At 71.8% G+C, this 11,735-nt stretch carries 10 protein-coding genes and 1 pseudogene; 9 read left to right on the top strand and 2 right to left on the bottom strand.

The window, feature by feature from the left end:
* Positions 1–164: 164 nt before the first annotated feature.
* Positions 165–668: a hypothetical protein gene (locus tag A5481_RS27170; protein WP_048432957.1), complete on the bottom strand. Its 504-nt coding sequence runs from the start codon at positions 666–668 to the stop codon at positions 165–167.
* Between the two features lie 104 nt (positions 669–772).
* Positions 773–1,147, bottom strand: a pseudogene (locus A5481_RS32835) (molybdopterin cofactor-binding domain-containing protein); the annotation flags it as partial.
* Positions 1,148–1,512: 365 nt separating this feature from the next.
* On the opposite strand from A5481_RS32835, the gene A5481_RS27160 reads away from it, so the two are divergent.
* From A5481_RS27160 to A5481_RS27120, 9 genes are all read left to right on the top strand, one after another.
* A complete protein-coding gene (locus tag A5481_RS27160) occupies positions 1,513–2,592 on the top strand; it encodes a tartrate dehydrogenase (protein ID WP_048432959.1) in 1,080 nt (359 codons plus the stop codon).
* A gap of 45 nt (positions 2,593–2,637) precedes the next feature.
* The gene (locus A5481_RS27155) at positions 2,638–3,588 is read left to right on the top strand and encodes a LysR family transcriptional regulator (protein WP_048432960.1); all 951 of its coding nucleotides are present in this window, start codon (positions 2,638–2,640) and stop codon (positions 3,586–3,588) included.
* Between the two features lie 104 nt (positions 3,589–3,692).
* Entirely contained in the window at positions 3,693–4,817 is a 1,125-nt protein-coding gene (locus A5481_RS27150; protein ID WP_048432961.1) for an ABC transporter ATP-binding protein, read from the top strand.
* Between the two features lie 33 nt (positions 4,818–4,850).
* On the top strand, positions 4,851–5,585 hold the full coding sequence (locus A5481_RS27145) for an HAD-IA family hydrolase (RefSeq protein WP_048432962.1): 735 nt from the start codon (positions 4,851–4,853) through the stop codon (positions 5,583–5,585).
* Positions 5,586–5,587: 2 nt separating this feature from the next.
* Positions 5,588–6,889: an NAD(P)/FAD-dependent oxidoreductase gene (locus A5481_RS27140; protein WP_048432963.1), complete on the top strand. Its 1,302-nt coding sequence runs from the start codon at positions 5,588–5,590 to the stop codon at positions 6,887–6,889.
* A gap of 30 nt (positions 6,890–6,919) precedes the next feature.
* A complete protein-coding gene (locus A5481_RS27135; protein WP_048432964.1) occupies positions 6,920–7,960 on the top strand; it encodes an ABC transporter substrate-binding protein in 1,041 nt (346 codons plus the stop codon).
* Positions 7,961–8,352: 392 nt separating this feature from the next.
* Positions 8,353–9,222 (top strand): ABC transporter permease, encoded by an 870-nt coding sequence (locus A5481_RS27130; protein WP_048432965.1) that lies wholly within the window; start codon positions 8,353–8,355, stop codon positions 9,220–9,222.
* Between the two features lies 1 nt (position 9,223).
* The gene (locus A5481_RS27125) at positions 9,224–10,018 is read left to right on the top strand and encodes an ABC transporter permease (RefSeq protein ID WP_048432966.1); all 795 of its coding nucleotides are present in this window, start codon (positions 9,224–9,226) and stop codon (positions 10,016–10,018) included.
* Positions 10,015–11,733: a GMC family oxidoreductase gene (locus A5481_RS27120; protein ID WP_048432967.1), complete on the top strand. Its 1,719-nt coding sequence runs from the start codon at positions 10,015–10,017 to the stop codon at positions 11,731–11,733. The genes A5481_RS27125 and A5481_RS27120 overlap by 4 nt, the downstream gene beginning before the upstream one ends.
* Positions 11,734–11,735 lie beyond the last annotated feature (2 nt).

The raw sequence follows: 11,735 nt of genomic DNA, 5'->3' as shown, positions 1-11,735 counted from the left end.
GGGCGGCGTAGGCGAGCCTCTCCGCTGTACGGAGCAGCAAAGCTTGTGCAACTTCAAGGAAAAAATAGGACACGCAGAAGAAAACGTTACGTGAGCGCTTGGCAGCGGCGGTCGCCGTTAAAATTTTATGGAAATCATTGCCATGATGTCCCAACGGCAGCCGATCACGCCGCGCGGCGCATATCATGGTGTCCAGGCGCGGCATCGCTGGCGATGCCCGAGACGTAGGCCCCCGGGTCCGCCGACAGGTTGGCCCGCCCCGTCGGGCCGACCGCGTAGGCGAGGTGACCGGTGGCGGCATCGAGCCGCGCCGTCAGCATCTCGGGCCGGAAGTCGATCCCCGCGAGCGAGGTCGCGAAGTGGAACTGCGCCGGCGTCAGCATCTCGACCCGGTAGGTCGAGCCGTCCGTCGAGCCGACCTCGTCGAGGTGGTCGAAGTCGATCGCGTAGTTGCGTAAGGAGAACTCGCGGCTGTCGCCGGTCTTCCACTCGAGCTGCAGCGTCCGGTCGAGGTTGCGCGCCCAGACGTGGAAGCTCCCGTCGCGGTCGGTCACCTGCACGGTGTAGTCGACCGCGATCCCGTCGGTGAACCGCACCCCGAGCCGCGACACCGGCAGGGCCGCGTGCGGGTTGAACCCCAGCGCCTCGCGCCGCCACTCCGTCCCCACGGGATGGCCGAGCGCCAGGATCGCCTCGGCGCTGGCGTAGCGGGTGCCGGGGTCGGAGGTGAGGGGGTGTCTCCGGATGAGACTCCTCCGGTACCACCCCCTCAGCCGTCCTGCGAGGAGATCCGCGCGCCCCCGACCCCGTCGAAGGCCGCCGACGGGTTGGTGATCTCGATGAAGGCGGCAAGCCCGATGCCGCGATGGATACCCTGCTCGCGTAAAGCGGACTGCTCGGCCCGCAGGGAATCGTAGCCCATCATCTCCTTCGGCCTGGCGAGCGCCGCCTGGTGCGACAGTGTCTCGCGCTCGATGCCCGACACCCCGGCGCACGGATAGGCGTCGTACGGGATGACGTCGCGCTCGCGAACGCCGAGGGGATCGAGCCCGAGCCGGGCGGCGCCGAGATCGACGAGGCCTTCCGCCACCATGGTGGCGACGGGGTGACCCACCGCCCGGTACTGGCAGGTCGGCGCCTTGTTCTGGTGCTGGCCGACATGCGGGCGGAATCCGGCCTGCCGAGCCCCGAGGCCCAGCCCCTGGCGCCGGACGAGTTCGAGCTGCTCTTCGGCATCCACGGCGCCCTGGTCTATGTGGGCCTGCGCTCGCGGGTCCACGGGATGGACGGCACGGCCGACCGCGACGCCGTGCGCGCCGCGATGCCGGACGCCGCCCTGCCGGGCCTGCTCGCCACCCATCGCCGGATGGTGACGCGGGCCAGGCCGACGGAGGCGTGGGCCCGTCCGTCCTCCGTCGCACGGCGGCCCCCTCGACGAGGTGTTGCGCGACGCCCTCGCCGAGGGCAAAGCCGCGGCGCGGCCGCGTCCGCCCCTCCCTCCGGAGACCCGTCATGACCAAGACCTACACGATCGCCGCGATCCCGGCCGACGGCATCGGCATCGAGGTCATCGCCGCCGGCATCGAGGTGCTGGATGCCCTGGCCGAGAAGGCCGGAACGTTCAAGTTCCGGTTCGATCACTTCGACTGGGGCTCGGACTACTACAGGACGCACGGCGTGATGATGCCGGCCGACGGCCGCGAGCGGATCCGGCACCACGACGCGATCTTCTTCGGTGCCGTCGGCGCGCCGGACGTGCCCGACCACGTCAGCCTGTGGGGCCTGCGCCTCGCGATCTGCCAGCCCTTCGACCAGTATGCCAACGTCCGCCCGACCCGGATCCTGCCCGGCATCACCAGCCCGCTGCGCCACGTCTCCGGGCCCGAGCTCGACTGGGTGATCGTGCGCGAGAACTCGGAGGGCGAGTATGCGGGCGTCGGCGGGCGCGTCCACCAGGGCCATCCGGAGGAGGTCGCCACCGACGTCTCGATGATGACCCGCACCGGCGTCGCCCGCATCATCCGCTACGCCTTCACGCTCGCCCGGAGCCGGCCGCGCAAGCTGCTCACCGTGGTCACGAAGTCGAACGCCCAGCGCCACGCCATGGTGATGTGGGACGAGATCGCCGCCGAGGTGGCGCAGGAGTTCCCGGACGTGACCTGGGACAAGATGCTGGTCGACGCCATGACGATGCGGATGGTGATCAAGCCCGAGACCCTCGACACCATCGTGGCGACGAACCTGCACGCCGACATCCTGTCGGACCTCGCCGCGGCGCTCGCCGGCTCGCTCGGCATCGCGCCGACCGCGAACATCAACCCGGAGCGCAGGTTCCCGTCGATGTTCGAGCCGATCCACGGCTCGGCCTTCGACATCGCCGGCAAGGGCATCGCCAACCCGGTCGCGACGTTCTGGACCGCCTGCCAGATGCTCGAGCATCTCGGCGAGCCGGACGCGGCGGACCGGCTGATGCGGGCGGTAGAGCGGGTGACCGCCGATTCCAGCCTGCACACCCCCGACCTCGGCGGCCCGGCGACGACGCGCCAGGTCACCGACGCGGTGATCGCGGCGATCCGGGGCGACAATGCATAGGGGCGGAAACCGCGCACCGCGCGAGACGAGAGGCGTGCCGCCGCGATGAACCCGCTCCGACGCATGCTGCCGTCCAACCACGCCCTGTTCGTGTTCGAGGCGGTGGCGCGCAACGCGAGCTTCACCCGGGCGGCGGCCGAGCTGAACGTGACCCAGCCGGCGGTCAGCAAGGCGATGGCGCAGCTCGAGCGCCATCTCGGCGTGCGCCTGCTCGACCGCTCGGGCGAGGGGATCGCGCTCACCGAGGACGGCGCGATCCTCTACCGCCGGGTGGCGGATGGCTTTCGCGGCATCGAGGCGGCGTTGCGCGAGATCGACATCCGCCGCACCGGCATCGACACGGTCACGCTCTCCCTGTCCTCGGCCTTCACCACCCACTGGCTGATGCCGCGCATCAACACCCTGCAGGAGGCGTTCCCCTCGGTCGATTTCCGCTTCCAGCTCATCCCGGGAGCGCTCGCCGGGCCGGTCGACGACGTCGATCTCGGCATGCGCTTCGTCGAGGGACCGGACCTCGACCACGAGGCGGTGTTCCTGATGAACGAGGTGATGCTGCCGGTCTGCAGCCCGGCCTACCTGGCGGGCCGGGCGGCGGATGCCGAGCGCCGCACCACCTTCGTCAACCTCACCGCCACCTCGCCGATGTGGATCGGCGGGGTCGATCCGGGGCCGGACTGGAACGGCTCGCGCGCCTCGCTGAATTTTTCGGATTACGCGGTGGTGCTGCAGGCCGCCCTCCTCGGCCAGGGCGTGGCGCTCGGCTGGGCCAGCGTGGTCTCGCATTGGCTCTCGACCGGCGACCTCGTGCCGGCCGCCTCCCGCCTCACCCGCACGGCGCGGGAATGCCAGCTCATCCACCTGCGCTCGCGGCCCCTGCGCCGCTCGGTCGCCGCCGTGCGCGACTGGATCGTCGCCGAGATGCGCGCCGACGTCGCGAAGGTCGACCGGCTCTATCCGGACCTCGCGTTGAGCCGGGCCTGCTTCGACAGGTCATAACCTGGAGTTATGACCCGGCGGATTCTTTCGACATTGAACCAGGGCACCGCTTTTGTGAGCATCCGGTCCATCGACGGCAGCGGACGCGAAGGCGGCACCCCACGATGGCGGCAGCGGGATCGAAGTCGGGCGTGAGCGGCGGAGCGCTCGCCGGCGGCAGCGTCGGGGTGTCGATCCGCAACGCGACCCGGCGCTACGGGGCCTTCACGGCCCTCGACGACGTCTCCCTCGAGGTCGCGCCCGGCGAGTTCCTGTCGCTCCTCGGGCCGTCGGGCTCCGGCAAGACCACGCTGCTCGGCATCCTCGGCGGCTTCACCGTGCCCTCCTCCGGCAGCGTGCATGTCGGCGAGGTCGACATGACCTTCGTGCCGCCCCACAAGCGCGACATCGGGGTCGTGTTCCAGAACTACGCCCTGTTCCCGCACCTCACCGTCGCGGAGAACGTCGCCTTCCCGCTGCGGGCCCGGCGCGAGCCGAAGGCCTCCTGGGGGACGCGGGTGGCGGAGGCGCTGGCGATGGTCGAGCTCGCCGGCTACGAGAACCGGGCGATCTCGCAGCTCTCCGGCGGCCAGCGCCAGCGCGTGGCGCTCGCCCGCGCCATCGTGTTCCGGCCGCGGCTGATCCTGATGGACGAGCCGCTCTCGGCCCTCGACAAGCAACTGCGCGAGACGATGCAGATCGAGCTGCGGCGCCTGCACCGGCAGCTCGAGGCCACCATCATCTACGTCACCCACGACCAGCGCGAGGCGCTGACGATGAGCGACCGCATCGCCATCCTGCGCGGCGGGCGGCTTGCCCAGGTCGACACGCCCGAGCGCCTGCACGACCGGCCGATGAGCGCCTTCGTGGCGAGCTTCATCGGCGAATCGACCCTGGTGCCGGTGACCCGCGCCGGTGCCGACGCCGTCGCGCTCGGGTCCGCCACCCTGCGCAGCGCCCGGCCCCTGCCGGCGGGCGAGGCCCTGTTGCTGGCGATCCAGACCGAGAAGCTGATCGTCGCGGGCGAGGCCGTCCCCGACGGCTACAACCGCCTGACGGGCCGGGTGACCGACATCGTCTACCAGGGCGAGAGCCTGCGGGTGTTCGTCGCCCTCGACGACGGGCCGGAGATCTCGCTGCGCCAGCCGGCCCACCATGCCGGGCGCCTCGCGATTCCCGCCCCCGGCGGCGTCCTCACTGCCCTCCTCCACCCGCAGGACACGATCGTCGTCCCGGCGGAGCCCGCCTGACCCTCCCCTCCTCGCCCTCCGAAAGGACGTCCCATGCCCGCCCCCGCACTCGACAGCTTCAAGGTCCTCACCTTCGACGTCGTCGGCACCCTGATCGACTTCGAGAAGGGCATCCTCGACCACCTGCGCGCCGTCTCGGGCCGCAGCAGGGAGGAGTTGAGCGACGCGACGATCTTCGCCTCCTACCTCAAGGGCCGCGAGCTCAACTACGAGCGCTCGAGCGAGGTCTTCGCCGACGTCTACCGCCACGTCGCCCGGGAACTCGGCTTCCCGAACTCGGACGCCGATGCCGACGCCTTCCAGCTCTCGGTGCTGCGCTGGCCGGCCTTCGCGGATTCGGTGGCCGCCCTGAAGCGCCTGCGCAAGCATTACCGCCTCGTCGCGATGACCAACGCCGACCGCTCGGCCTTCTCGTTCTACGCCCACACCCTCGGGATGCCGTTCCACGACAGCGTCACCTACGACGATACCGGCGTCGCCAAGCCCAACCCGCAATTCTTCGCCTTCAACCGCGGCCGGCAATCGGCGCTCGGCTACAAGCAGAGCGACATGCTCCACGTCGCCCAGAGCCAGTACCACGACATCGGCGTCGCCCGGGACCTCGGCTACACCGTGTGCTGGATCGAGCGCCGCCAGGGCCTCGACGGCTTCGGCGGCACGCCCGAGCCCGCGCGGCTGACGACGCCCGACTACCACTTCCCGACGCTGGAAAAGCTCGCCGACGCCGCCGACGCGGCCTTCGCGGCCGCCGCCCGGCAGGCGGCCTGACCATGGACGCCTTCCCGAAGCCACCGGTCGCCTCGCTCTGGGCCGCCGGCGCGGTGCCGGCCGGACGCTTCGGGCCGCTCGATCGCGACGTCCAGGCCGACGTCGCGATCGTCGGCGGCGGCTATACCGGCCTCTCGGCGGCGCTCGCGCTCGCCGCGCGCGGCGAGCGGGCCGTGGTGCTGGAGGCCAGCGCCATCGGCTGGGGCGCCAGCGGGCGCAACGGCGGCGTGGTCTCGGCGAAGTACCGCCCGTCGTTCCAGGCGATCGCGGGCCGGCACGGCATCGCGGTGGCCAAGCGCATGCACGCCATCGCGTACGACTCGGTCGAGACCCTGGAGCGGCTGATTTCCGAGCACGGCATCGCGGAGGCCAACTACGCCCGGGTCGGCCAGCTCAAATGCGCCCACACCCCCGCCACCCTGGCCGCCACCGTCGCCGACATGGAGTGGATGCGCCGGGCGATGGGCGACGCCTCCGTCTCGGTCCTGTCCCGCGAGGCGGTGGCGGCCGAGACCGGCTCGCAGGATTTCGTCGGCGGCGTGCTCTCGACGAAGGCCGGCGGCCTGCAGCCGCTCAACTACGCCCGCGGCCTCGCCCGGGCGGTCGCGGGCAAGGGCCTCGCGATCCACGAGGCAAGCCCCGCCACCCGCTTCCACCGCGAGGCGGGCGGCATCCGGGTCGAGACGCCGGGCGGCTCGGTGCGGGCGCGCCAGGTGATCGTGGCGACGAACGGCTACACCGACCTCACCGGGGCGGGCGAACCCTTGCGCACCCGCCTGATCCCGTTCCGCAGCGCGATCCTCGCCACCGAGCCGCTCTCCGACAATCTCAAGGCCGCGATCCTGCCGAGCCGGCGGATCTACGTCGAGACCCGGCGGATGATGCGCTGGTTCCGCATGGTCGACGACCGGATGGTGTTCGGCGGCCGCGGCGCCTTCGGGCGCGCCGATTCCGAGGCCGCCTTCGCCACCTTGCGGCGGGCGATGGTGCGCACCTTCCCGGCGCTGGCCGACACGGCCGTCGCCTATCGCTGGTCGGGCCTCGTCGGCATGACGCTGGACGCGCTGCCGCATGTCGGCCGGCTCGACGACCGCGTCAGCTTCGCCATGGGCTACAACGGCGCCGGGGTCGCGATGTCGAGCCACCTCGGCGGCCTCGCGGCCGCGTTCGCCCTCGGCGAGCGCCCGGACGTGGCGCTGCTGGGTGCCGGCGGCTTCCAGCCGGTCCCGTTCTACGGCTTGCGCGAGCCGGTGATCCGGCTCGTCGCCGGCTGGTACCAATTCCTGGACGCGATCGGCCGATAGGCGGCCGGCGACAACAGAGGGGAAGTCGAGATGGCGTCGCTCATCAGAACCACCGTCCTGGCCTGCCTCCTCGGGGCGGGCGGCCCGGCCCTGGCCGCCGAGCAGGTCACCTTCGTGTCGCAGGGCGGCGCCTACCAGCAGGCCCAGACCAAGGCGATCCTCGATCCGGCCGCCAAGGCGCTCGGCATCACCATCAACCAGGACAGCGCCCCCGATGCCTGGCCGGTGATCCGCACGCAGGGAGCGACCGGCAAGCCGACCTGGGACGTCGTCGACACCCCGACCCAGGATTGCGTGCGCGGCGGCAAGGCCGGGCTGATCGAGAAGCTCGACTTTTCGAAGATCCCGAACGCCGCCGCGATCCCGGCGATCTACAAGACCGACTACTCGGTGCCCTACGAGTTCTATTCGAGCGTGCTCGCCTACAGCAAGTCCAAGTACGGCAAGAACCCGCCGCAGAGCTGGGCCGATTTCTGGGACGTGAAGAAGTTCCCGGGCGCCCGGGCCTTGCGCAACCATCCCTTCGCCACCCTCGAAGCCGCGCTGATGGCCGACGGCGTCGCCCCCGACAAGCTGTATCCCCTCGACGTCGACCGCGCCTTCCGCAAGCTCGAGGCGATCAAGCCGCATATCTCGGTCTGGTGGACCTCCGGCGGCCAGTCGGCCCTGCTGATCCAGGGCGGCGAGGTCGACATGGAGATGATCTGGAACGGCCGCGTCTCCGCGGTGATGGAGGCCGGCGCGGATGCCGACTACACCTACAACCAGGGCATCCTGCAGAACACCTCGCTCTGCATCCTGAAGAACGCCCCGAACCTCGCCACCGCCGTGAAGTTCGTCAACGAGGCGATCGACCCGAAGCTCCAGGCCAACCTGCCGCTCAACATTCCCTACGGCCCCGGCAACCCGGCGGCCTTCGACACCGGCATCATCCCGGCCTCGCTGGCGGCCAAGCTGCCGAGTTCCCCGGAGAACGCCAGGAAGCAGGCGGTGCTCTCGGCCGAGTGGTGGACCTCGGACGCGGGTGACGCGGCGCTCAAGCGCTGGGCGGAGTTCGTGCAGAGGAAGTGAGGGGGGGACGCTGCCGCTGGTAACCCTCCCCCTCAGAAGACAGGACTATCCGGAGAAAGAAAAGCGCAGGGAAATCCCCTCTCCCCGCGGGCGGGGAGAGGGCTCCGGCGACCTTGTCGTCGACGGAGCTAGCGGAGGCGGAGCCGGAGCGAGGGTGAGGGGGTCTCGACGAGTGAGGCTCCTCCGGACCCCCCCCCTCACCCTCGCGGCGAACCTGCGGTTCGCGGCTCCCTGAGCCCCTTCGGAGCTCAGGCCTCTCCCCGCCCGCGGGGAGAGGGGGAAACCCGCGCCTTTTCTCTTCATGGACAGCCCCGCGCAGAGGCGGAAAGATTTGCGGCAGCGCCTCTCGCGCCATCCTCGTCCCGCCGACATCCGTCCCGGACACCCCCGCCATGACACCATCCAGCCCCGCCCTGCGGCGGCACGAGCGGCGCGAGCGGCTCCTCGTCCTCGCCCTCATCTCCCCCGCCCTCGCGGTCGTCGCGGCGCTCCTCGTGGTGCCGCTCGCCTGGCTCGCCGTGCAGTCGGTCACCACCGACGGGGCGTTCACCCTGGAGCATTACCGGCGCTTCCTCACCGAGGACATCTACTGGCGCAGCTTCCTGCTCACCTTCCGCATCGCGCTCACCGTGACGGTGCTGGCGCTGCTGCTGGGCTACCCGGTCGCCTACGCGGCCGCGACCCTGCCCCGGCGCTGGAGCGTGGTGGTGCTCGGGATGGTGATCCTGCCGTTCTGGACCAGCGTGCTGGTGCGCGCCTATGCCTGGATGGTGCTGCTGCAGCGCCGCGGCCTCGTGAACGCGATGCTCCAGGGCCTCGGCCTCACCGACCAGCCGGTCGCGCTCATCAACAACGAGTTCGGCACGGTGCTCGCCACCCTGCACATCCTCCTGCCGTTCATGGTGCTGCCGCTCTACGCCACGATGCAGCGCATCCCCCGCGACCTGATGCTCGCCGGCGCCAGCCTCGGCGGCGGGCCCCTCCACGTCTTCCTGCGGGTGTTCCTGCCGCTGTCGATGCCGGGCGTCGTCGCCGGCACGGTGCTGGTCTTCGTGCTGGCGCTCGGCTTCTACATCACGCCGGAGCTCTTGGGCGGCGGGCGCACCTTCATGGTGTCGATGCTGGTGAGCCGCAACGTCGAGATCTACAACCAGTGGGGCGCGGCGAGCGCCATCGGGGTCGTACTGCTGGTGTGCGTGGCCGTCCTGTTCTGGCTCGCCTCCCGGGTCGTCCCCTTCGAGCGCATCATGGGAGCGCGCTGACATGCCGGCCTCGCTCGCCCCCCGCCTCGCCCTCGGCCTCCTCGTCGGCCTGGTGCTGCTGTTCCTGGTGCTGCCGATCCTGATCGTGGTGCCGATGTCGTTCTCGAACGCCCGGTTCCTCACCTTCCCGCCGCCGGGCTATTCCTTGCGCTGGTACGAGGCGTTCTTCGGCAACCCGGCCTGGATGCAGGCGGCGCGGGTCAGCCTCGGGGTGGCGCTCGCGACCGCCCTCGGCGCGACGCTGATCGGCACCGCGGCGGCCTACGCGCTCAGCATGAGCGGGTCGCGGCTCGCCCGCAGCCTCACGGTGATCCTGCTCCTGCCGCTCGTCGTGCCGATCGTCATCACTGGGATCGGGGTGTTCTTCGTCTTCGCGAAGACCGGGCTGCTCGCCACCCTGCCGGGGCTGGTGCTCGCCAACGTGATGCTCGCCACGCCCTACGTCGTCACCGCGGTGCTGGCGGGCCTGCGCGGCTTCGACCCGACGCAGGAGATGGTGGCGCGCAGCCTCGGCATGAACCGCCTGCGCGCCTTCCTCGCCGTCACCCTGCCGCAGATCCGGCCGAGCGTGGTCTCGGGCGCGCTGTTCGCCTTCATCTCGGCCCTCGACGAGACCGTGGTGGCGATCTTCATCGCCGGCGGCCAGAACCAGACCCTGACGAAGCGGATGTTCACGGCGCTCCGCGACGAGATCGACCCGACCATCGCGGCGATCTCCTCGCTCCTCACCGCGGCCTCGCTGATCGTCGTGGTGGCGGCGAGCCTGAGCGCCCGCAAGGCGCGCAACGCCCCGTGACCAGGATCCTGATCCTCGGCGGCGGCTCGGCCGGCTGCGTGCTCGCCGCGCGGCTCTCGGAGGAGCCGTCGTTCCGCGTCACCCTGGTCGAGGCGGGCGACGACCTGACCGCGGCCGCGATGCCGCCGGAGATCCGCAGCCGCTATCCCGGCCGGGCCTATCTCGACCCGCGCAACATCTGGCCGGCGCTGACCGCCCGGATGGGGGCGCCGGCCGGCAACCGCCCGGAGGCGCCGGCGCCGCGGGCTTACGAGCAGGCGCGCCGCCTCGGCGGCGGCTCGGCGATCAACGCCATGATGGCCAATCGCGGCGCGCCCGGCGATTACGACGCATGGGGCGCGCTCGGCGCCGAGGGCTGGTCGTGGGAGGCCTGCCTGCCCTACTTCCGCAAGCTCGAATCCGACCGCGATCACGACGGGCCGCTGCACGGCCGCGACGGCCCGCTGCCGATCCGCCGCGCCGCGCCGGACCGGCTCTCGCCCTTCGTCGCCGCCACGATGCGGGCGCTCGTCGCCCAAGGGTACCCGGCCGGGGCCGACCAGAACGGCCCCTGGCGCGACGGGGTCTATGCCGGCACGACCGCGATCTCGGACGAGGGCGAGCGGGTGCCGGTCTCGGTGGCCTACCTCACCCCGGCGGTGCGGGCGCGGGCGAACCTCGTGGTGCGCACCGGCCTCCTGGCCGAGCGCGTGCTGTTCGAGGGCCGGCGGGCGGTCGGCGCCGCGGTCGCGCCGCTCGCCGGCGGTCCGTCGGAGACGATCCCGGCCGACCGCGTCGTGGTGGCGGCGGGCGCGATCCACAGCCCGGCCCTCCTCATGCGCAGCGGCGTCGGCCCCGGGGCGGCCCTGGGCCGGCACGGCGTGCCGGTGATCGCCGACCGGCCGGGCGTCGGCCGCAACCTGATGGAGCATCCCTCGATCGCGGTCTCAGCCTACCTCACCCGCGCCGGCCGGGTCCGCGACCGGGGCGAGCACCACGAGCAGGCGATCCTGCGCTACTCCTCGGGCCTGCCCGGCACGCCGCCGGGCGACATGCACGGCGCGATCCTGTCGCGGACGGGCTGGCACAGCGTCGGCGAGCGGATCGGCGGGATCTTCTTCTGGGTCAACACGTCGTATTCGCGCGGCGAGGTGGTCCTGGCCTCGCCCGATCCGCGGAGCGAGCCGCAGGTCGATTTCCGCATGCTGTCCGACCCCCGCGACCACGCCCGGCTGATGGATGCGGTCCGCCGCGGCGCCCGGGCCCTGCGCGATCCGGCCCTCGCGGCCGTGCGCGGCCCGGTCTTCCCGGCGAGCTATTCGCCCCGGGTCGCCCGGGCGGCGGCGCCCAAACCCTGGCCGGCGGCGCAGCGCGGGATCCTGTCGGGCCTCCTCGACCTCGCCGGCCCGGCCCGGGCGGCGCTGATCCACGGCCTCGTCACGCAAGGCGTCACCCTCGACCGCCTGCTCGCCGACGAGCGGGCGCTCGCCGCCTTCGTGTCGGCGGAGGTCGGCGGCACCTGGCATCCGTCGGGCACCTGCCGCATGGGCGCGGCCGACGACCCGATGAGCGTCTGCGACGGGCTCGCCCGGGTGCGCGGCGTCGAGGCCTTGAGCGTCTGCGACGCCTCCCTGATGCCGACGATCCCGCGGGCCAACACCAACATCCCGACCGTGATGATGGCCGAGCGCGTCGCCGACCTGATCCGGCGGGACGGGGCGGCGTCCTACGGTTAGGT

It is taken from the genome of Methylobacterium platani, from assembly GCF_001653715.1.
GTDB lineage: Bacteria > Pseudomonadota > Alphaproteobacteria > Rhizobiales > Beijerinckiaceae > Methylobacterium > Methylobacterium platani.
The sequence above is the reverse complement of the archived record's forward strand: the minus strand, read 5'-3'. Positions and strand labels throughout refer to the sequence as shown.